This is a genomic window from Aeribacillus sp. FSL K6-1121, assembly GCF_038003725.1.
Lineage (GTDB): Bacteria > Bacillota > Bacilli > Bacillales > Aeribacillaceae > Aeribacillus > Aeribacillus composti.
In genome coordinates, this window is record NZ_JBBOPS010000001.1 from 3,998,438 (window position 1) to 4,019,698 (window position 21,261).

The window sequence follows — 21,261 nt, forward strand, 5'->3', positions numbered from 1 at the left end:
TTTTGACATAGCGCTGGATTGGTGAGAAAAAATTGCATATTATATAATGAAGTAAAGATTGTTCACTATTTGTGAACATTAGGATTGCGCAACTTTTCATTTTAGCTTAACACTGGAGAGAGAGAAAAATGTTAAAAAACATAAACAGCATAATGGAAAAGATGCTTCCTTTTTTAACCCCGTCAAGTGTTGTGATCGGGATTGTATTTTCAACTATATTTGACGATTTTTCTCAGCTTGTTCCGTGGATTTTTGCTTTTATTACGTTTGCGGGCAGTTTAAATCTTAGTTTTCATGCGTTTAAGCAGGCTCTTTTGCATCCGCTGCCGATTTTCGTCGTTCTTTTGCTGCTTCATCTTTTCATCCCGCTTTGGGCGTTTGCTGTCGGCCATCTTGCTTTTCAAGAAGACAGCTTCACAATCATTGGTTTAGTTTTGGCCGTGATCATTCCAACTGGTGTTACAAGCTTTATTTGGGTATCAATCCATAAAGGAAATTTGGCTTTAGCTCTTGCTGTTATATTAATAGATACGTTTATTTCTCCTTTTGTCGTTCCTGCCAGTTTATTAGTATTGGTGGGGAGAACGGTAGAAATCGACGTATGGAATATGATGTCTGGCTTATTTTTCATGATTATCCTGCCTTCCATTTTAGGAATGCTTGTAAATGAGTGGACGAAAAAAGAATTGAAACAGCGTATTGCAGCCGTTTTAAGTCCGTTTTCGAAAATAGCCTTATCGCTTGTAGTGATCATCAACAGTGCGATAGTGGCTCCTTATTTGGCGAACCCGAATAAAAAATTAATTTTGATTGGGTTTTTCGTTTTTTTGATTGCTACAAGCGGCTACTTTTTTTCATGGATGACCGGGCGTCTATTAAAATTTCAACAGGATGATATCATCACTTTAACGTTTACGGGCGGAATGAGGAATATTAGCGCCGGTGCAGTGCTTGCGATCACTTATTTTCCGCCGCAAGTGGCGGTACCGGTTGTCTTAGGCATGCTTTTTCAGCAGGTTTTAGCTTCTTTTTATGGACGCATGCTTGAAAAAGTTTATCACCATGCGCTTACTGAAAAAAAGTATGCGGCAAATGCAAAATGAACGCTTTTATGCAAAAAAGCATTAATAAAACGTTATGTGAGCATCCCCTTCAATTAAGGCATTTCTGCCTATATTGAAGGGGTTTTTTAAGGGCAATTTCAGGCATTGATGTGTTAATTATTTTATTCGCCAATTGGACGCAGAACCGGTAAGGAGCATCAATAATGACGTTACATGAATCAGCATTTTTTAATAGTGTTTTAGTAATATTTACAACTTTAACTATAAATTAACAAAAAATTAACTTTTTTTTACAAGGAAAATAAAAGCAAATATAGAATTGCTTGGTAAGCGCGCGCTAATAGATCCTAAAAATAAATTACAGGAGGTATTTAAACAATGTTTCGGCTACTAGTCTCTGACAAAGTGAACAATGAAGGACTGAAACCGTTGATAGAATCAGAAGCGGTTGAAGTTGTCCAAAAAAGTGTATCGGAAGCAGAAGATGAACTAAATCTTTTTGATGCTCTTTTGGTGAGGAGCAGCACAAAAGTAACGAAAGAGCTTTTAGGAAAGATGACCTCTTTAAAAATTATCGGAAGAGTCGGAGTCGGTGTAGATAACATTGATATTGATGAGGCAACAAAGCAAGGAGTAATTGTCATTAATGCTCCCAATGGAAATACCATTTCGGTAGCCGAGCATACACTTGCGATGATTTCTTCTTTGATGAGGCACATTCCGCAAGCGAATATTTCAGTTAAAGCAAAAGAGTGGAATCGGTCAGCATTTGTTGGATCTGAACTTTACGGGAAGATCTTAGGCATTATCGGTTTTGGGCGCATTGGTATTGAAGTTGCCAAGCGGGCTAAAGCCTTTGGAATGAAAGTGCATGTATTTGATCCAATCCTAACTCCAGAGAGAGCAAATAATTTCGGTGTCGAAATGCTTTCTTTTGATGAAGTTCTTTCAAGTGCGGACATAATTACAGTTCATGCACCCCTGAACGAAAAAACGAGAGGATTGTTAAATAAAGATACATTGGCAAAAACAAGAAAAGGGGTAAGGATTATCAATTGTGCAAGAGGCGGAATTATTGAAGAAGAAGCTCTTTTAGAAGCTCTAGAAAATGGCCATGTCGCAGGTGCAGCGCTTGATGTTTTTGAAGTCGAACCGCCTATTCATTCAAAATTGGCTGATCATCCGTCAGTAATTGCGACGCCGCATATAGGAGCCTCGACAAAAGAAGCGCAGTTTAAGGTCGCTGCACAAATTGCCGAGGAAGTTTTGCGATTTATAAAAGGCATGCCTGTTAGGTTTTCTGTCAATTTTCCGCCCGTTGCACAGGAGGAGAATATTAACAAACAATTGATTTTACATTAAGAGTGCGGCTGAAAAACAAAAATTACAATTCCTTCTTGAATGGAATTTATATTTATTGGAGGATGATAGAGTTATGTATACAGAAATTCTCAGCGACAAGCTAAATTCGTTGAAGGAAAGAGGGCAATACCGTGAATTTATTACGATTAACCGCATATGCGGCCAGTATCCTTTGGCGAAGTTGAATGGCAAGGAAGATGAGCAGCCTGTTGTTGTTTGGTGCAGCAATGATTATCTGGGAATGTCCCAGCATCCTTTAGTAATTGAAGCGATGCAAGAAGCAATCCGGTTAAATGGAGCCGGTTCAGGCGGATCGCGGAACATAGGCGGCACACACTACCAATACACTTTGCTTGAATCATCATTGGCTGACTGGCACGGTAAAGAGGCAGCACTCGTTTTTCCGACCGGATACAGTTCAAATGATGCAACATTACAATGCTTATTGCGCCTGTTCCCTAATTGCATAGTGTTTTCCGACGAGCTTAATCATGCCTCCATTATCAATGGGATACGAAGTGCAAAAGCTGACCGCGCCATATTTAGGCATAATGATGTCGAACATTTGGAGGAATTACTAGCTTCCCAGCCGCATAATCGAGCCAAAATCATCGTATTCGAGTCAATATATTCGATGGACGGCGATATCGCACCGATTAAGGAAATTGTGAATCTTGCTAAAAAATATAACGCACTAACATTTCTCGATGAAGTTCATGCTATCGGTATGTACGGTCCTCGAGGAGCAGGAATAGCTGCAGAGCTTGGAGTTGCCAATCTCATTGACATTATACAAGGAACAATGGCGAAGGCGATAGGAGTGATAGGCGGGTATATTACTGCATCGGAATTGCTGATTGATGCTGTCCGCTCCTTTGCATCCGGCTTTATTTTTACTACCTCCCTGCCGCCGGCAATTGTTGCTGCATGCTATACAAGCATCGGGTATTTGAAATCTTCTGATAAAGAGAGAAATGAACTGCATAGAAAGACTAATCAGCTAAGAAAGATGCTCGTTCAGGCAGGTATACCGGTAATGCCATCGAGTGTAACACACATTCTTCCTGTAATGATTAGGGATGCAAAAAAATGTAAGGCAGCTGCTCAAAGAATGCTTGAAAAACATAAAATCTATCTGCAGCCTATTAACCCGCCGACAGTTCCTGTTGGTACAGAACGGTTTCGAGTCAATGTTACACCGAACCACACTGAAGAGCAGATGTTGCAGCTAACCGATGCATTAAATGAAGTTTTTTGCCACTTTAATATTCCATTTGCACAATCGGCCGATGTGTTCGCATAATTGGTTAGAGATAACCTATTACAATTCTGAGATAAGAGTAGTCCATAGTTTTTTGCCACCCTTAACGTATACAACAGAATAGGAGAGGATATTTATTCATGGATCATAATTTAAAAATTGTTGCTAGAAAGGCAACCATCAATGATGTTGACATGCTGATTGATTTAAGGAAGCTGTTGCTCAATGAAGGGGCAGGCCACTATGTTTCGAAATCACCCGAAGAACAAATGGCATGGCAGAAAAGCTATCGGAAATGGCTTATTCACAATATACCTGCAAATGAAAAAATGGTAATTGCTGTAGCCCACTATGATGGCGAAACCGAAATATCGGCCTGTGCTATAGGAATCATTGATGAACGTGCGCCGATGAAAGGATGTTTAAACGGACTTGTTGGGTGGGTGCAATCGGTTGTTGTTCACCCTGAACGGCGCCGTAGAGGGTTTGCAGAATGTTTAATGAACTATATTTTGGACTGGTTTCAGGCCAATAATGTTGAAAAAGTTATCTTACAAACAACACCGATTGCAAAAAATTTATATAAAAAGCTCGGATTTATTGATTCAGGCGAAGAGCTTTTAATAAAAGAAATTTAAATGTTAAAGGGGGGCAACTGATGAACGTCTTAATTTGTGGTTTGGGATATGCAGGGACAAGATTTCTTAAAGCTTTTTCCAATATGAATAAAGATATTGTTGGAGCTAGAAAAATCAATTTTGCATATGTTAATAGAAATCCTAAACGCAGGGATATTCAATACTTTAAAGAGGTGGATGCTGCTATTGAACAATTTGAGCCTCACATTATTGTAATTAGTGTAAATGATGAGTTCCACATGGATATAATTAAAAAGTTGGAAGGATACAAAGGCTTTGTTATTTGCGAGAAGCCCTTGGCGAATACGAACGATGATTTAGAGCTGCTGGAAGCGAAACTTAAAAGTGTATCTGGATTCTGTCTTAACCTTATAGAACGTTACTCTGATGCAACCATCGTCTTGAAAAAGTTTGTTGAAGAGCATAATTTGCAGCTTATTCGGGCCAATTTTTACTGGGGAAAGAACAGAATGAATGATTATAGGCCAACTGTAGGTGTGATCAGCGAAATAATCCATCCGCTAGATCTTATCCAATGGATTTGTGCATCCAATACTGATCTGGAGTTAAAGTCTATTCAAGGCACTCGATCAGACTTCTCCGTATCAGGTTCTGACGTACTTGACAGTGCAGCCGTAACTGCATGTTTAGGAAAAGCGGCAATAACCGGGTATAGCAGCTTCGTAAATATTGTCCGAAAGAGAGAAGTCGATCTTGTATTCGCTTCTCCACAAAACCGTCTAATCTTTGCCAATATGGTGTTTGATACACCTGTATGGGATGTTGACCATCTTCGTATATGGGAAAGAACTCCTTTCGGAGAACAGGTCATAATGGACATGAAAACGAATATTGATGACTCGAAGCCTGAACTAAAAACAATACGCAAATTGGTAAGATTGGTTAATGATGTTGGCGGGTATGTAGTAAACGGAGCAGCTCCTTCACAACCGTTTGCTAGCCTTCAAACAGCTTTGAAGCTCCAAAAATTATTAAATACAATAGAACGTGATGCTCAGACAATTGGACCGATAAATTATGTTGTTGGTTCACAACGGGAAATTTACAACGATGAAAATGATTGGGAGCGTCTAGGCTAAATGAATGCAAAATTTCAATTGATAATAATTGTAAATTTATCGGTTTTTTGAACCAATTTTTTAACGGCAAAATGATGTTAAAGACAAAAAAAGAGGAGAAAGATACAAGAGTTCTTTCCCCAATCATCAAATCGGCTGCTAAAATGCATTGAAATTTACTTTGGCAGAGAGGGAAATGATTATTTTCATTGTACTCCTGCTTCTTTTTTTATTGCGGTTATTTCAATTATTCTCCTTGTTTAATTAAGGATTTGATAGAGAATTTTAATTGCCAGTATCATTTCATGAGATTATTTCTATTAAACTTGGTGAAAAAACGGAATGACAGATTTTCTCATTAAGTTAAGAAATGCATGAACAGTTGGAGACAAATTTCCACTTTTCCACGCAAAGGCAGTTGAAGTAGTAATTGGGTTGTTGTAAATGTCGCGATAGACAACTTTATTTTTTAATACATGCTGGATAGAGGATGGTACAATCGCTACGCCCATTCCTGATGAAACAAGGGATAGGACTGTAGGCAATTCTTGTGTTTCTTGAACTACTTTAGGATGGAATCCCGCTTGATAGCAACTGTTTATCACAGTATCATAGTGGCTTTGATTTGCCTTCCTTCCCGTCAAAATAAATGAATCGCCCGCCAATTCTTCAAGATGAATCGGGGAAGTGCCGGAAGCTAGCCGATGATCCTCTGGCAGAGCAATCATCATTCGTTCTTGCCGAATAACCTCGAAATGAATTCCGTCATTTTTTATGTTGGCGGGTTGGCAAAGGATTCCTATATCAATTGCGCCCTCATGCAAAGCTTTTAATTGCTCTCTAGTTGTCAATTGTTGCAAATCTATATGAATATTAGGATATGCTTTACGATAGTGCTCTATAATTGTTGGAAGAATATCATAGGCTGATGAGGAAATGAATCCTATCGCTATTTTTCCGACCTCTCCACGGTTCACCCTTTTTACTGATTCGACAGCTTCCTCCAGATCTTTGAAAATTTGATTAACTTTTTCCAAAAACAATTGGCCTTCTTTCGTCAGTTCTACTTTTCTTTTCGTTCGATGGAAAAGAGGCACGCCTATTTCTTCTTCTAATTGTCGGATTTGAAGGCTTAAAGGCGGCTGTGCCATATTTAAACGGGCTGCAGCTTTCCCAAAATGCAAATCTTCAGCAACTGTTAAGAAATATTTCAAGTGGCGCAGTTCCAATTAATCTCCTCCTTTATTAATATTTATAAGATATTAGTAGTTTTATAAATATATATTAGACATATTACATTCCGTCTTGTAAAGTGAAAAATAGATAAATCTTCCGTAAAGATAATTCCGTAAAAATGGAGGCTAAGTTATTATGCAAAAAGTTTTTCTCTTGACGATCGGTATGTTCGCTCTTGGGTTTGATGCTTATGTGATAGCTGGTTTGCTTCCGGATATCGGTGCAACTTTTCATATAACTCCTTCACAAACAGGGCAAGCCGTGAGCGTCTTTACGCTTTGTTATGCACTGGCCGCTCCGGTATTTGCAACACTGCTTGCTGGAAAACCGATGCGCAATATTTTATTGTTGGCGCTCGCAGTATTCTCGATAGGCAACGGGATAAGTGCACTAGCTTCAAATTTTTCCATGTTGCTGATTGCACGGGCAATTGCAGGCATCGGCGCCGGACTTTACTCTCCGCTAGCATCAGCAGCTGCAGCATCACTAGTGCCCGAACAGAAACGCGGCAGAGCACTTGGCATGACTCTTGGCGGCATGAGCACTGGAACAGTCATAGGAGTCCCTCTTGGACTGGTGATTGCGGAACATCTGAAGTGGAATGGAACTCTTTGGGTGATCACTGCACTAGGCTTAATTGCCATGATGGGAATTGCCATCTGGTTTCCACATTTTGCAGCTTCAGCTCCACCTTCACTCCGCCAGCGCGTCGCAATGATGACAAATAGACGGGTTGCAGCAATTGTTGGCATCACTTTTATGACCAGTGTTGCCAGCTTGGGTCTTTACACATATATTGCTGTTATTTTGAATAACTTGGCGGACATTTCCAACAACACGCCATATCTTTGGGCATGGGGAATTGGCGGCGTAGTTGGCAGTTTTTCCATCGGCGCTTTGATTGACCGGACAGGCAAACCGGGTTTGCTCATGGCAGGAATTTTGGCCATAATGGCTTTGTCCATGTTCAGTGTGCCATTCGCCCTTTCATTTCCGATCCTGTCATTTCTGCCTTTTATTCTATGGGGGGCGATGGGCTGGGCATCGCAAGCCCCGCAGCAGCATGAATTGCTTCACATACAGCCTAATCAAGGTGCAGCGGCCGTTGCTTTGAACAGTTCCGCAAATTATTTGGGCAGTGCAATAGGTTCTCTTCTTGGAGGGATAGTGATGCTGGCTGGATTGGCTCCTTCCCAACTTCCGTTTGCCGCCGGCGGCCTTGCATTAGTGACATTACTGGGACAATGGGGGATTTTATCAAGCAAAAGAAAGCATGGAAGTGAGAGAAAACAATCTATGCAACAATGACTATCTCCAGATTGAATAAACATATCATACTCATTTGTCAAATATCAAAGGGGTTGTTTATAAAATTTTATACAGCGAGCCATACTAAATAATGGTGATGGGCTGAATGTACGAAAAAGAAGAATTGATCCGCTTTGTCCAAGAAGCGAAAAAGTATGGGCATCAGGGGAAAGTTGCCAGTTACATACCGGCTCTTGGCAAAGCAAATCCAAATGATTTATCTATTGCTATATATATGCCTGATGGGAGAATCATTGACGCGGGGGATGTAACGGTAAAAGTGACGCTTCAAAGCATTTCAAAAATTATCGCTTTAGCTCTTGTCATTATGGATCACGGTGAAAAGGAGGTATTCAAAAAAGTCGGGATGGAGCCGACGGGCGATCCGTTTCATTCCATTGCCAAGCTTGAGGAAACACAGCCTACAAAGCCGCTGAATCCGATGATCAATGCCGGTGCACTTGCCGTAACGCATATGATTTCGGGAAGAACGGTGAAAGAACGGCTGCAGAGACTCATTCGTTTTGTCCGCAAGCTAACAGGAAATCCAACCATTTCTTATTCGCAAGAAGTCGCTCAATCCGAATTTGAAACCGCGTTTTTAAACCGCTCCTTATGTTATTTTCTTCGACAGCATAATATTATAAACGAAGATGTCGAAGATTTGATGGAGCTTTACACGAAGCAATGCGCCATTGAAATGACATGCATCGATTTGGCTCGCATCGGCCTCGTTTTTGCGATGGATGGGCGAGATCCGTTTACAGAAGAGGAAATCATGCCGCTTGATGTAGCGCGTATTTGCAAAACGTTTATGGTCACCTGCGGCATGTATAATGCTTCGGGAGAATTTGCGATTAAAATCGGGATTCCGGCAAAAAGCGGCGTCTCAGGAGGCATACTCGCATCTGTTCCAAAAAGATGCGGCATCGGCATATTCGGTCCAGCATTGGATGACAAAGGCAATAGTCTGACCGGCATCAAACTGCTTGAATTTTTATCTAAAACATATTCATTAAGTATTTTCTAATATTTGAGGAGGAGACATACGATGCGTGAATTCACTGTTAAATTTCACCTTGAAGATGATATGGAAGAAATGAAAGTGCAAAAGCTGAGCCCGGATGATTTTGAAAGGGTGACAGAAGGAGGGACAAGACATTTGTTTGATCTCGATACAAACATTGGTTTTTTCGTCTTTTTTGACGCTGAGGACAGCGATGGCAATATGTCTTATCTTTCCCTTCGCTACGAGGAGGACGAGGAAGATCCGAGCGAATGCTACCGGTTTGAACTAAAAGACTTTTATGAATTTATAGCTCTTTATCTAAATGACTTAGAATTCGGTGATGAAGTGATGGCGGAGCAGGAGGAAGAGGAAATATACGGCCCCATTCAGCATCTTGCTCATCTTCTTTTCCATGTTGCTGAAGAAGGGAAAACAGTTGAAGTTTGAATACGTTGAATGAAATCCGGGGCATGCATACGAATTCAAATGCCAATTTTTCAGAAGGGCTTATTTTCAATCAACAACATCTATGTGTTTCAGAATTGCATTTTTTGTAATAAATGAAAGTACCGCGGGCGATCCGGATTGATGTTCACCGTTTCGTTAGGGCTTGGCAGGAGAAACGATTTTTGAAAAGTGCTTTTGAACTATGGATTTGGCGAAAAGGTAAGAGGCGCATAATATCGAGCGGCGTCCGATCTTTTTTATATTTCAATGTTTTTTTACCTTTTGTTCATCGTTTCGTCATATTTTTTGCCTAGTATGTCAATAAGACAAACGATGAAGAAGAGGAGGGCTTTTGCTATGGGATATTATGATGAAATAGATCAAAACAATCGTGTGGAAAGAAAAAAGAACAGTTTGTTGAAGCCGGTTCTTTCTTCTTTAATCAGCGGTGTTTTGGGCGGAGCTGTTGTATACGGTGCGTTGACCTACTTGCCATTCCAAGATCATAACAAAGCTTCAAATGAAACAGAGCATGCAGCGGTCAGTCAAAATACAAACGATCAGGAAGCATCTGTTAATGTTGCGAAGATTTCCAATCAAGGCGATATTGCAGAAATAGCTGAAAAACTTTCACCAGCGATTGTCGGCATTTCTAATTTGCAGCAGCAAAGGACAGATTGGTTTGGATCGCGCCAAGATTCTTCCAGCGAAGAAGTGGAAAGCGGAAGCGGAACAGGAATTATCTTTAAAAAGTCCGGCAATGATGTTTTTATTGTTACAAATAACCATGTTATTGAAGGGGCTTCTTCATTGGAGGTAACGCTTTCCAATGGCGATAAGGAAAAAGCAGAGGTAGTCGGTGCTGACTCATTGACAGACTTGGCAGTCATAAAAATTAATAACAATAGTGTTAACACAGTAGCTGAGTTTGGTGATTCCGATAATATACGAGTCGGCGATCAGGTCATTGCAATCGGGAATCCGCTTGGCAGCGATCTTTCTAGAACTGTAACAGAAGGGATTATCAGCGGAGTCAATCGCACAGTGACGATTACAACTCCTGAAGGAGACTGGGCGCTTGATGTCATTCAAACTGATGCAGCGATCAATCCAGGAAACAGCGGAGGCCCTTTAATTAACATGGATGGGAAAGTCATCGGCGTCAGCAGTATGAAAATCAGCCAGGAAGGTGTGGAAGGGCTCGGATTTGCTATTCCAAGCAATGATGTTGTGAAGGCGATCAATCAATTAATGGAAAAAGGAAAAATTGACCGTCCGTTTCTTGGAGTTGCATTATTAAATGTAAGCGAGCTTCCTGAGTATTTCCTTAGAGACACACTCAATTTGCCATCTGACGTTAAAGAAGGTGCGGTAGTTGGAAGAGTTCAGGCAAATTCTCCCGCCGATCAGGCCGGATTGCAGGAAAAGGATGTGATCGTCGCATTGGATGGGCAAAGTATTCACAACACGAGTGAGTTAAGAAAATATTTGTACAGTGAAAAGAAATCAGGAGACTCAGTCAAAGTCAAATTATATCGGGACGGAAAAGAAAAGACCGTCACAGTTACCCTTTCAAGTCAAGACTTATCGCAAACCTGATCGGGAATAGTATTAAAAAGAAAGGGCCCGCAAAAAGTCAGTTCAATTAACTTTTTGCAAAGCCCTTTTTTCAATGGGAATCTTTTTCATCAATGTGAAAATGATCTATCTCTGATAAATGAATGATACTCGCCAATTAACAACAGCATCATTTGCTTAGAAAAATTTCATCGCTATACATAACTTGTTTACATATTTGCTTCGCTAGACGAGATATTTTTTGGTTGAGCAGATTGTACAGCTTTGCTTGAGATTGCTAAAACAAATAAACAACTAATACTAATTAAAACTCCGTCCAATATTAGCGGAGCTCCCCAGCTGCCTGTGCTGTCTCTTAAATATCCTGATACGACTGGCGACAATACGGCGCCAATTTCTGCTATCAGATTCAGCATGCCAAATGCCCCGCCTTGTTTGCCTTCCGGCGCCAATTCTGCATTTAATGCATGTGAAACCGGCTGCAATGCAAAAAAGAATAATCCTGATATAAATAAAATGATTGATGTAATAATCGGGCTGCTATTTTCCGTTTGAATATACCAAGCAAAAACAAATATTGAAACAGCTAAAAGAAAAGTTAAAAGCGCTAATACATTTCTGCGGCCGTTCGGTCTATCAGCTAACAGGTCAGAAATTTTTCCGCCAAGCGGGAACCCGATAACCCCTGCTACTGCGTTAAATGAAGCTACTGCTGCTGCGGCAACTAGTGCTCCGCCGCCAAATTCTTGGACAATTGCCGTAGACCAGAATCCATACAACCATAAATGCCATAAAATCGGCAGGAAAGATAGATAAAGGAAAAACAGGTTTTTATTCATAATCAAAGGGTGCACTTCTGATTTTTTTGTTACATAAAGATATATGATCAATATGGGGGCTAAACTAGCCAAAATAAAAGCTATGACAATCGATGAGAGCCCTAATTTTGTTGATGTGAAGTATATCGCCATGATGATAACCAAAAACACAAGTGAATAAATACTTAAGTGATATAACGATTTTCCGTAAAATTCCTTCACACCAGGTGAATTTGGATCTGCTGATTGTATCAATTTTTTATCAGGCTTCATAAATTTAAACATAAGAACAGCAACGATTAAAGTAATGAATCCCATGAATAGAAAAGGAACTCTCCAAGCCTCATTTCCCATTAGAGGAACAAAAGCTTCCAGAAGAAGAGGTGTACCGATTGTTGCCAACGTTAAGCCGATAGACAGGCCAGTAATAACAACTCCCATTCCTAAGCCCATTTTTTCCGGAGGAGTGTTGAAAGCAATATAGGATCTGTCATTTGAATAAAGGATTCCTTCACCTAATCCAAGTAATACACGGAATAAAACAAACATGACGAGTCCGCCTGATAAGCCTGTGAAAAAAGTGGCGACGGCTGCCCACAAAATACTTAATATAATAATAGGGCGGTATCCAAATTTATCTCCCAAGTTTCCTCCAGGAAATTGGTTTAACATAAATCCGGCAAAAAACAAACTGCCTATTAAGCCCCCAAATTCATGAGGATTCGGGACATCTGAAAAAAATGATATTTTATGTTCTATCATCCAAGTAACAATTGGGCCTGTCGCAGTTCTGTCGATATAAGAAACAACCCATCCTAGGAACAGCATTCCCCATATTGTATGGTACCTTTCCCATTTTTTCATTATCATTTTCACTCCTATCTAGATTTAAAATTTAACATAACCTTTAGATAGCGCTTACATAAAGGGGCAAAAAGAAATAGAAAATGCTGCTGGTTGAATATAAGATCATTGGCTGCTGGTTTTCTATATTTCGGACGATGTGCGATGAAAGGAATATAAAACTTTTTTAGCCTACATTCTTGATGATTCCATCTTGTTTTTGAACTTTCTCCGCAGCTTTAAAATTTTTGTACTTTCAACTATTCCAAATGAATTCAAATTTTAAATGCTTTTTGCTCCCGCTTTTTAAACTGTGGAATGGTTTTTTTCCTCTCTCATTTGGTTTTCTTGACTAATAGCGGGCAAATATACATCTAAAACAGCGGAACGGCCAGACTTGACAGTTTTTATTGCTTCATTCAGAGCCTCTTTCAGCTCATGAGGGTTTTCTACTTTTCTTGCATAGGCGCCACCTGCAGCTTCTGCAATTTTCGAAAGATCAGCATGAGGAGTGAAATCTACGAAAAATTGATTCGTTTCATTTGCGATACCATTCGGATGAACAGCTAAGGTTGACAGTTTCGGAGATTTCCAACCGCGATTATTATAAATTACGGTTAAAAATGGCGCGTCATATTTTTGCGATATCCAATGAACGCTCGAAGGGACGCTAAACAGATAAGATCCATCTCCAGTAAGGCTGATCACTGTTTTAGACGGGTCTGCCAGTTTTGCTCCTATCGCTGCTCCGCCGTTCCATCCAAGTCCGCCTCCGCCGCTGCCAAAAATAGAACCTGGTTTGGTCATTTGCAAATGGGTATATAATGTTTGGAAATTTGAAATGCCTTCATTGACAATAATCGTGTTTTCATCGCACACTTCCCGTATGCAGGCAGTTAAATACTCAGGCGTGATAATGTCGTCAAAAAATTGTTCAGCTTTTTTCCATTCTTCACGCTGAGCTTTATGATATTTTTCTATTTGTTTTCTCCTTTCATTTACTTGCAAGCTGTCAATGTCAGCGTTTTTAATCACTTCGTTCAACTGCCGCAAGGCCGTTTCGGCATCAGCTGCGAAAAAACGTTTTGATGGGATATACCATAATGTCATCCCTTCCTTCAGCGGATCTTCATCAATATAGTAAATCGTACAATTTGGCGATGGTTTATTATTCACTGGAATCCAAGGAACATCACTGTCAATGACCATTATAAAATCTGCTTTTTCGATTAAATCGTTTTGTGTTGAAGTATTCCACTGATATCCGCAATGAAGCGGGTGATCAGATGGAAAGTTCATATAGTTTGGCACTGACTCTAAAACAGGTATCGCAAGTTTTTCACAAAATTGAACGAGTTCTTTCACCGCTTGTTTGTTTTTGCCAATATATGACGTGACAATGAGCGGATTATTTGCTGCCAGTAAATCTTTCACTAAAGGATCTATTTCTTGCGGTGCCAGTGCACGCGCTGCAATTGGTCTCCATTGCTCAGGATGAATTTCTACTTTTTCTACTTCCTCCTCCAAAACTTCTCTAGCGCTCGTCAAATATACGGGTCCTTTCGGGCTGCTTTGAGCAATTTGCAGGGCACGATGGACAATTTGTTTTACATTTTTCCCGGTGCGAATCTCATGAGTATACTTCATGTAACCCCTTACAATTCCGGGCTGATCGGGAACATCCTGAATCCAGTGAATAAATTCGTTCCTGCTTCCCCGAAGCTCCCCTTCTTGAGTATATGGAGAAGTTCCGGCAAAAATGAGGACAGGCACCCGACCTTTCCAAGCATTGTGAATGGCAGCGCCAAGGTTTTGCGTGCCGCATTCAACATGCACTAAAACAGCTTGAGGTTTCCCGCTTACTTGAGCATATCCATGTGCAGCGCTTAAGGCAACCATTTCATGTGGACAAGTAATGATTTTCGGAAAATCAATTCCCTCTTTTTCAGCTTCGGCAAGGGCTTCAATAATGGCAGGGTGATCGCTTCCTAGATTTGAAAAAATAAAGGAAACATCAGCTTCTTGTAACGCTTCTAAAAGTGCCTTGCTTGTCGTATATCGGCTGGTCAAACAACACACACCCTTTCAACATAATTTAGATAATTAATACTAGTCAGATAATTCCGTAATCAGAATTGTACTTGAAAAGAAAAGATAGTACAATACTATAATAACTATCATAATAATAGAAAATATCTATAGAAAGGAGCTATAAAATGGAGTTCCGTCTTTTGCAATATTTTGCAATATTGAGTCAAGAGCTGCATTTTACGAAAGCTGCAGAAAAGCTGGGGATTACGCAACCAACATTAAGCCAGCAAATTCGCCTTCTTGAAAACAGTCTTGATACAGTTCTTTTTCGAAGAATGGGGAAAAAAATTGAATTAACGGAAAGCGGAGAGATTTTACTTGAACATGTGAAAAAAATTTTTTCTGAAATTGATCAAGCAAAAATTAAAATACATGAATTAAAAGGATTGAATCGCGGCCATTTAAAAATCGGATGTGTTGGCAATCATCATCTTTATTCTTCCTTGCTTACGTTTCACTCACAGTTTCCAAATATAAAACTCTCTGTTTACGATCTAAAAACGGAAGAAACGTTAGAAAAAATAGTCAAGTCTGAGCTCGATATAGGGATTGTCTATTTACCAGTTCATCATCCGCAAGTAGAGGTTATTAAATGGTTTTCATTAGAGTTTTTTGCCATTGTATCCCTTGATCATCCTTTAGCTGAAAAAAATTTAATATATTTGGAAGAGCTTCAATCGTACCCGATCTTTTTATTGCCCGAGCAATATGTTCTTAGACAGACGATCGATTCATTTTGTAATAAAGAAGGCATTAAGTTAAACCCAATTGTGGAATTGTCGGATACGTATTCGTTGTTAAAGATGACGCTTTTACATAACGGAATTACGATCCTGCCAAAGCTTTATGTTGAAAACAGCCCGGAGTTTTCTGTCAAGCTTTTGAAAATTGCAGACGAACTTCCGCGTAAAGAGGTTGCAATTATTTATCGAAAAGGTCTTCTTTCTTCCACTGCCATTCGAACATTTATCCAGCAGCTGACAAGGAGATGACTCATTTTAATTTTTAAATAGGTAAAATATTGGATTTGCTTTCAAAGGAAGGTAGGGATAGAATCTATACGTATACATTTTTTAATAGAGGAGCGAATAACAATTGGATTTATTTTCAGTTGGTATATCTATTTCATCTGACGCCATCATTGCCTTATTAAAAATTATTGCAATCGATATTATTTTATCCGGCGATAACGCAGTTGTAATTGCAATGGCAACGAGAAATCTGCCGAAAGAACAGCAAAACAGAGCTATATTCTGGGGGACTGGAGGTGCGGTCGCATTACGGATTTTGTTTGCATCCGTTATTGTTGTCCTGTTGAAAATCCCATTTGTCAACATTGTCGGCGGATTTTTGCTGCTTTGGATTGCTTATAAAGTTTTGGTAGATGACGGAGAAGCTGCGCATGTCCAATCTCAAAGCAGTCTGCTTAAAGCTATTCAAACGATCATTCTTGCAGATGCCGTCATGAGTTTGGATAATGTGGTTGCAGTAGCAGGTGCGGCACACGGCCATATCGGCATGATTGCGGTTGGAGTTTTGATCAGTATTCCAATTATGATTTTTGGATCAAAAGCGATCGTAAAATTAATGAACAAATTTCAATGGATTGTATATGTTGGATCTGGAATTTTAGCTTGGACCGCCGGTGAGATGATCTTTAAGGATAAACATATTGAACAATGGTTTCACATCCAAAACTTGTGGATCGAATATTTACTTATCGGAATTATGACATTGATTGTGTTAGCGATCGGTTATGAGAAAAATAAGCGTGCAGAGAAAGAAAATAAATTGCAGCATAGTGCTTAGCAGGCGGCTGTTGAAACGGCGCCTGTTTTTTTATGAAAAGAAATTCCACGTTTTAATAGATTTAGTTATGTCTAAAATTTTTGTTATCGGCAAATATGCACACTTCTGTAAAATGACGGTTTCTTTTACAACAGCTCTAATTTGCATGTAAATTCGAGGGATCGTTCTTGTGTATAAGCATTCATCGTCCAGAGAAGGTGAGTGCTTTTTTATTTTATCCACAGATATTTCAGACAATTCACAACTTATACACATTATCCATACTGTTTTTGTGGATATTATGTAACTGTTGGAGCTTAAGAAGCTGGATTTTTTTCATAAAATCCTACTATGAATGTGGATAACTATAGTAATTGTTAACAATTTGTGAAATATTTCACAAATATATTGAAGTTAAATTCAGAAAATTATATATTGAAATTGAAGAGGTTAGTGAAATATTTCACAAACTTCTTCGAAAAATAAAAGTGAAAAAACAAACAAAGGAGATGGTTGAAGATGGAATGGCTGAAAGGTCCAAAAATGGCGGTTGTCTGGGCGGCTCTAAGAATTTGGCTCGGTTATCAATGGTTTGTCGCGGGAGTCGAAAAGCTGGGTGGATTTGATGCGACAGGATTTTTAAAAGGGGCGATTGCTAAAGCAACCGGAGAACATCCGGCCGTTCAAGGATGGTATGCAGCGTTCCTTGAAAACTTTGCTCTTCCGAATGTAGAACTTTTTAATTTTATTATTCCAATTGGAGAAGTGTTAGTTGGCATCGGACTGATTTTGGGATTGTTTACAACTCCTGCATTAATTGCTGGTGCGTTTATGAACTTGAATTTTATGTTAGCTGGAACAACAAGCACGAATCCGATTATGTACACTGAAGCAATCATTTTAATGGCAGTAGGCGCAGCTGCGTATTATTGGGGAGCTGATCGGTTTATCCTGCCGTATTTGAGAGATAAATTTACAAACAAAAAATTCAATCAACAAGCAAATGTTTAAATGCAGCAATCATCTTGACTTTTAAAAATTTTTGAAACATAATTTTAAAAAAAGTATATTTTCGGCGTTGAAAGGGGCCAGTAAATAGACTTTAGGCGAAAAAGAGAGTGAAACCCTATGGCTGAAAGGTTTCATCGCTGATAAGCTATTGAACCTACCCCTGGAGCTGTCAGGCTCATAACCTGACCGTATCCTTCGTTACAGGCTAAAGGGAGCACTAAACTAGTGCTAAAAAAGGTGGTACCGCGGATATAGACTCATATTCGTCCTTTTTCGAAAGGATGATATGAGTCTTTTTTATGACTGTCAAGCAATGAAGAGGTGTTTTTTAGTGAGGAAAAAGCGAGTGGTCGTAAAAATAGGAAGCAGTTCTTTAACAGATGACAACGGGGGACTCAGTAAAGAAAAGCTGCACGAGCATGTTGAAGCGATTGCTAAATTGAAGGAAGCAGGGTATGAAGTAATTTTAATTTCGTCAGGAGCGGTATCAGCAGGGTATGGAGATCTTGGATATCCTTCCAGGCCTGTGACAATTAGAGGAAAACAGGCGGCTGCGGCAGTGGGCCAAGGGCTGCTTATCCAGGCTTATACAGAAGCATTTAAAAAATACGGCATTGTATGTGCCCAGCTTTTGATGACAAGGAGCAATTTTCAGCATAAAGAGCAATATCAAAACGCATACGCCACCTTATCGGAGCTTCTAAAGCGGCAAGTGCTCCCGATCATCAATGAAAATGATTCGGTTTCGATTGAGGAATTGACGTTTGGAGACAACGATATGCTGTCAGCTCTTGTGAGCGGATTATTGCATGCCGATTTTCTTATTATTTTGACGGATATTAACGGTTTATATGAAGAAGATCCTACCAAAAATCCGAATGCGAAACGATTTGATTTTTTGCCGGAAGTAACAGATGAATTAATTGAACAAACAGAGGCAACATCCGGTTCGAAAGTTGGAACAGGTGGCATGAAATCAAAGCTCATGGCGGCAAAAACGGCACTTGCCCTCGGTGTATCCGTATTTATCGGGAAAGGTCAAGGAAAAGAGAAATTAATCGAAATTTTAAATGGGAACGGTGACGGAACATATATTGGCAAAAACGATTTAAGTGCTGTTCGTAATTCAAAAGCATGGATTGCTCTTCATTCGATCATATCTGGTGATGTGGAAGTCGATGATGGAGCAGTAGCGGCTATTTTGAAGGAAGGGAAATCGCTCCTTCCTGCTGGCGTTAAGCGTGTCAGCGGCAACTTTCAATCCGGAGACGTGGTGCAAATTTTAAACAAGGAACAAAAGCTGATCGGAAAAGGCATAGTCAATTATTCATCTGAAGAATTAAAAGAAATTATGGGCATGCCGAGTCAAAAAGCGATGGAAATGACAAAGCGCATACATCCTGAAGTGGTTCACCGTGATCAATTTGTAGCGATAACGAGTAAGGAGATGATGATATGAGTGAAGTGTTGACAAAAGGGAAGCTGGCAAAAGAAGCTGCTGCCAAGCTGGTTGCAAAGACTACTGAAGAAAAAAACAACGCATTATCAATCATCGCTGAACAATTGCAAAAAGAAACGCCTTATATTTTAAAAGAAAATGAAAAAGACATTGAAAACGGGAAAGCGAATGGTTTATCCGACGCTCTAATTGACCGTCTTCTTTTAAACGAAGAACGAATTAACGGAATGATTGAATCGTTAAGACAATTGATTTATTTGCAAGATCCAGTTGGGGAAGTGCTGGAAAGCTGGACTCGTCCGAACGGTTTACAAATCGAAAAAGTTCGGGTGCCGCTCGGAGTTGTTGGGATGATTTACGAAGCCAGACCAAATGTGACAATTGATGCCTCAAGCCTTTGCTTAAAAACAGGGAACGCTGTTCTTCTTCGCGGCAGCTCATCCGCATTGCATTCAAATATGGCGATCGTAAAGGTGATACGAGAGGCGTTAGAAAAAGCGAATTTTCCTGCCGACAGTGTACAGCTTCTGGAAGATACCAGCAGGGAAACGGCAGCGGAAATGTTCAAATTAAATGATTATTTAGATGTGCTAATTCCTCGCGGAGGGAAAAATCTGATTAAAACAGTTGTTGAAAATTCATCTGTCCCTGTGTTAGAAACGGGCGCAGGCAATTGTCATGTGTTTATTGATGAATCAGCAGACAAAAAGATGGCGATTGATATAACTGTAAACGCAAAAACACAAAGACCTTCCGTCTGCAATGCAGCCGAAACTCTTCTCATCCATGAAAATTGGAATAAGGAGTATATTCGCGAGCTCATTGAAAAGCTCGAGGAGAAAAATGTGGAGTTGCGAGTCGATCAAGCATTGTACAATGAATTCCCGCATTTGAAATTAGCGACAGAAGAAGATTGGGAAACGGAATATTTAGATTATACAATGGCAGTGAAACTTGTTTCGAATGTAGATGAAGCAATCGAGCATATTAATCGTTACGGAACAAACCATTCTGAGGCAATTATCACAGAAAATGCCGCAAATGTAGAAAAGTTTTTCAAATTAGTTGATTCCGCAGCTCTTTACCACAACGCATCGACGCGCTTTACAGACGGATTTGAATTTGGGTTTGGCGCAGAAATCGGGATCAGCACGCAAAAGCTCCATGCCAGAGGACCGATGGGACTCCCTGCACTGACTTCTACAAAATATATTATTAAAGGAAGCGGACAGATTAGAGAATAAGAAATGATAAAAAAATGGAAGCAGACATCTTGATTCGTTCGGATGTCTTCTTCCAATTTTTTATGCTTCCTTCAATCTGCTTTCTTCGTCTGTCATGAAACCGTTTCGTTTTGTATACAGTGTGTACATATCCTTTGAAATTTCAAAGATGTTGTATAAGTTTTTGTTTTCAATATGGGGAAGCTGACGAGATTCATCGGCAAGGGAGACATATGGAAGCTTCTGCGCGGCTTTCATGGAACGTTCATTGTCTTTCCGTATTTTCATAAAGATCGTTTGAATTCCAAATTCATAAAAAATCTCTTGAAAAAAAGCGTCCTTAGCAAGCTGATTATATCCTTTACCATGGTATGGCTTGCCGAGCCAAGTTCCGAGAAATCCCGTTTGGTCAAAAATATCATACAAGCTGATTGTTCCAATAGGAGAGCCCCATTCATCCAAAATGGTGCGGGAAATTAATTCCCCTCGTTCCTCTGCTTCAATCAACTGTTTTGTTATAAACATGTATTCTTCAATCGACGTTGCTTTATGACGAACATAAGGGAAGACCTCTGGATGAACCATAAGTTCGAACAACTCTTGACAATCCGCTAGATCACGTTTTTTTAACATGCTCATCCTCCTCTATCAACGAGGGCGGTTACCACGAAATCTAACGGATCCCACCCTCGAAATTTTTATTTATCAAGTAAAAATTTCGGGGTGGGAATCGAACCCACTAGAACCGGTCAAAGACCGGTGGCGCACCATTTGCCTTCCCTTAAAAACAAGTAAATTTAATTGTCAGCATTTCTTCTAGTATCATACTTGATTTCTATGGAAAAGAAAACAAAAATTTTGTAAAAAGATTATTAAGAAAATTTTACTTTTTTCTTACTACTTTAAGAGTTTCTATAAGCAGTGAATAGGGCAAAATTACAATATTTTCTTTGACAATATTTTTTTCCTTTGCTTTGATGCAATAACAGAGAGGACCGCATTTCCTGACTGAAGCAGATTTGCCTGCTGCCAGCAAAATATTTAGA

17 protein-coding genes, 1 pseudogene and 1 other annotated feature are annotated in these 21,261 nt (G+C 39.7%); of the genes and pseudogenes, 14 read left to right on the forward strand and 4 right to left on the reverse strand.

Annotated elements, in window-relative coordinates:
* The first annotated feature begins 128 nt into the window (after window positions 1–128).
* The 5 genes and pseudogenes from NSQ61_RS19375 (at window position 129) to NSQ61_RS19395 (ending at window position 5,425) form a co-directional block, all read left to right on the forward strand.
* A complete protein-coding gene (locus tag NSQ61_RS19375; protein ID WP_327856213.1) occupies window positions 129–1,103 on the forward strand; it encodes a bile acid:sodium symporter family protein in 975 nt (324 codons plus the stop codon).
* Between the two features lie 339 nt (window positions 1,104–1,442).
* Window positions 1,443–2,396 (forward strand): annotated as a pseudogene (gene serA, locus NSQ61_RS19380) (phosphoglycerate dehydrogenase); the annotation flags it as partial.
* Window positions 2,397–2,499: 103 nt separating this feature from the next.
* Window positions 2,500–3,729 carry a 5-aminolevulinate synthase gene (gene hemA, locus NSQ61_RS19385; RefSeq protein WP_144598213.1) on the forward strand — a complete coding sequence of 410 codons (1,230 nt, stop codon included), beginning with the start codon at window positions 2,500–2,502 and terminating at the stop codon, window positions 3,727–3,729.
* A 98-nt stretch (window positions 3,730–3,827) separates the two neighbouring features.
* Window positions 3,828–4,325 (forward strand): GNAT family N-acetyltransferase, encoded by a 498-nt coding sequence (locus tag NSQ61_RS19390; protein WP_094244543.1) that lies wholly within the window; start codon window positions 3,828–3,830, stop codon window positions 4,323–4,325.
* 20 nt (window positions 4,326–4,345) lie between these two features.
* Window positions 4,346–5,425 carry a Gfo/Idh/MocA family protein gene (locus tag NSQ61_RS19395; protein WP_094244544.1) on the forward strand — a complete coding sequence of 360 codons (1,080 nt, stop codon included), beginning with the start codon at window positions 4,346–4,348 and terminating at the stop codon, window positions 5,423–5,425.
* 299 nt (window positions 5,426–5,724) lie between these two features.
* On the opposite strand, the gene NSQ61_RS19400 is transcribed toward NSQ61_RS19395, so the two are convergent.
* Window positions 5,725–6,633, reverse strand: coding sequence for a LysR family transcriptional regulator (locus tag NSQ61_RS19400; protein WP_340807991.1), 909 nt, complete (start codon window positions 6,631–6,633; stop codon window positions 5,725–5,727).
* A gap of 142 nt (window positions 6,634–6,775) precedes the next feature.
* Between NSQ61_RS19400 and NSQ61_RS19405 the strand changes: the two genes are divergently transcribed.
* The 4 genes from NSQ61_RS19405 (at window position 6,776) to NSQ61_RS19420 (ending at window position 11,003) form a co-directional block, all read left to right on the forward strand.
* The gene (locus NSQ61_RS19405) at window positions 6,776–7,948 is read left to right on the forward strand and encodes an MFS transporter (RefSeq protein ID WP_066247323.1); all 1,173 of its coding nucleotides are present in this window, start codon (window positions 6,776–6,778) and stop codon (window positions 7,946–7,948) included.
* Window positions 7,949–8,054: 106 nt separating this feature from the next.
* Window positions 8,055–8,978, forward strand: coding sequence for a glutaminase A (gene glsA / locus NSQ61_RS19410; protein WP_066247321.1), 924 nt, complete (start codon window positions 8,055–8,057; stop codon window positions 8,976–8,978).
* 21 nt (window positions 8,979–8,999) lie between these two features.
* On the forward strand, window positions 9,000–9,404 hold the full coding sequence (locus NSQ61_RS19415; RefSeq protein WP_066247319.1) for a cytosolic protein: 405 nt from the start codon (window positions 9,000–9,002) through the stop codon (window positions 9,402–9,404).
* Window positions 9,405–9,761: 357 nt separating this feature from the next.
* Window positions 9,762–11,003: a S1C family serine protease gene (locus NSQ61_RS19420; RefSeq protein ID WP_340807994.1), complete on the forward strand. Its 1,242-nt coding sequence runs from the start codon at window positions 9,762–9,764 to the stop codon at window positions 11,001–11,003.
* Window positions 11,004–11,191: 188 nt separating this feature from the next.
* Here NSQ61_RS19420 and NSQ61_RS19425 read toward each other — a convergent pair whose 3' ends face one another.
* Window positions 11,192–12,664, reverse strand: coding sequence for an MFS transporter (locus NSQ61_RS19425; RefSeq protein ID WP_232515608.1), 1,473 nt, complete (start codon window positions 12,662–12,664; stop codon window positions 11,192–11,194).
* Between the two features lie 285 nt (window positions 12,665–12,949).
* Window positions 12,950–14,713: a thiamine pyrophosphate-requiring protein gene (locus NSQ61_RS19430; RefSeq protein WP_063386272.1), complete on the reverse strand. Its 1,764-nt coding sequence runs from the start codon at window positions 14,711–14,713 to the stop codon at window positions 12,950–12,952.
* Between the two features lie 146 nt (window positions 14,714–14,859).
* Between NSQ61_RS19430 and NSQ61_RS19435 the strand changes: the two genes are divergently transcribed.
* The 5 genes from NSQ61_RS19435 (at window position 14,860) to NSQ61_RS19455 (ending at window position 20,236) form a co-directional block, all read left to right on the forward strand.
* Window positions 14,860–15,726, forward strand: a complete 867-nt coding sequence (locus NSQ61_RS19435; RefSeq protein WP_340807998.1) for a LysR family transcriptional regulator — start codon at window positions 14,860–14,862, stop codon at window positions 15,724–15,726.
* Between the two features lie 124 nt (window positions 15,727–15,850).
* Window positions 15,851–16,543, forward strand: a complete 693-nt coding sequence (locus NSQ61_RS19440) for a TerC family protein (protein WP_063386365.1) — start codon at window positions 15,851–15,853, stop codon at window positions 16,541–16,543.
* Between the two features lie 498 nt (window positions 16,544–17,041).
* A complete protein-coding gene (locus tag NSQ61_RS19445; protein ID WP_066247308.1) occupies window positions 17,042–17,533 on the forward strand; it encodes a DoxX family protein in 492 nt (163 codons plus the stop codon).
* A gap of 58 nt (window positions 17,534–17,591) precedes the next feature.
* Window positions 17,592–17,807, forward strand: a binding site (T-box leader).
* A 57-nt stretch (window positions 17,808–17,864) separates the two neighbouring features.
* Window positions 17,865–18,992, forward strand: a complete 1,128-nt coding sequence (gene proB, locus NSQ61_RS19450) for a glutamate 5-kinase (RefSeq protein WP_063386269.1) — start codon at window positions 17,865–17,867, stop codon at window positions 18,990–18,992.
* On the forward strand, window positions 18,989–20,236 hold the full coding sequence (locus NSQ61_RS19455) for a glutamate-5-semialdehyde dehydrogenase (protein ID WP_063386268.1): 1,248 nt from the start codon (window positions 18,989–18,991) through the stop codon (window positions 20,234–20,236). Before proB ends, NSQ61_RS19455 begins: the two co-directional genes overlap by 4 nt.
* A gap of 60 nt (window positions 20,237–20,296) precedes the next feature.
* Here NSQ61_RS19455 and NSQ61_RS19460 read toward each other — a convergent pair whose 3' ends face one another.
* Window positions 20,297–20,848, reverse strand: coding sequence for a GNAT family N-acetyltransferase (locus tag NSQ61_RS19460; protein WP_063386267.1), 552 nt, complete (start codon window positions 20,846–20,848; stop codon window positions 20,297–20,299).
* Window positions 20,849–21,261 lie beyond the last annotated feature (413 nt).

What these genes read in the sequence shown, in the direction of transcription:
- NSQ61_RS19460 (WP_063386267.1), bottom strand. Translation starts at nt 20,848, where the DNA reads ATGTTAAAAAAACGTGATCTAGCGGATTGTCAAGAGTTGTTCGAACTT.
- hemA (WP_144598213.1), top strand. Translation starts at nt 2,500, where the DNA reads ATGTATACAGAAATTCTCAGCGACAAGCTAAATTCGTTGAAGGAAAGA.
- NSQ61_RS19420 (WP_340807994.1), top strand. Translation starts at nt 9,762, where the DNA reads ATGGGATATTATGATGAAATAGATCAAAACAATCGTGTGGAAAGAAAA.
- NSQ61_RS19445 (WP_066247308.1), top strand. Translation starts at nt 17,042, where the DNA reads ATGGAATGGCTGAAAGGTCCAAAAATGGCGGTTGTCTGGGCGGCTCTA.
- NSQ61_RS19425 (WP_232515608.1), bottom strand. Translation starts at nt 12,664, where the DNA reads ATGAAAAAATGGGAAAGGTACCATACAATATGGGGAATGCTGTTCCTA.
- NSQ61_RS19435 (WP_340807998.1), top strand. Translation starts at nt 14,860, where the DNA reads ATGGAGTTCCGTCTTTTGCAATATTTTGCAATATTGAGTCAAGAGCTG.
- NSQ61_RS19390 (WP_094244543.1), top strand. Translation starts at nt 3,828, where the DNA reads ATGGATCATAATTTAAAAATTGTTGCTAGAAAGGCAACCATCAATGAT.
- NSQ61_RS19415 (WP_066247319.1), top strand. Translation starts at nt 9,000, where the DNA reads ATGCGTGAATTCACTGTTAAATTTCACCTTGAAGATGATATGGAAGAA.
- glsA (WP_066247321.1), top strand. Translation starts at nt 8,055, where the DNA reads ATGTACGAAAAAGAAGAATTGATCCGCTTTGTCCAAGAAGCGAAAAAG.
- NSQ61_RS19455 (WP_063386268.1), top strand. Translation starts at nt 18,989, where the DNA reads ATGAGTGAAGTGTTGACAAAAGGGAAGCTGGCAAAAGAAGCTGCTGCC.
- NSQ61_RS19375 (WP_327856213.1), top strand. Translation starts at nt 129, where the DNA reads ATGTTAAAAAACATAAACAGCATAATGGAAAAGATGCTTCCTTTTTTA.
- NSQ61_RS19405 (WP_066247323.1), top strand. Translation starts at nt 6,776, where the DNA reads ATGCAAAAAGTTTTTCTCTTGACGATCGGTATGTTCGCTCTTGGGTTT.
- NSQ61_RS19395 (WP_094244544.1), top strand. Translation starts at nt 4,346, where the DNA reads ATGAACGTCTTAATTTGTGGTTTGGGATATGCAGGGACAAGATTTCTT.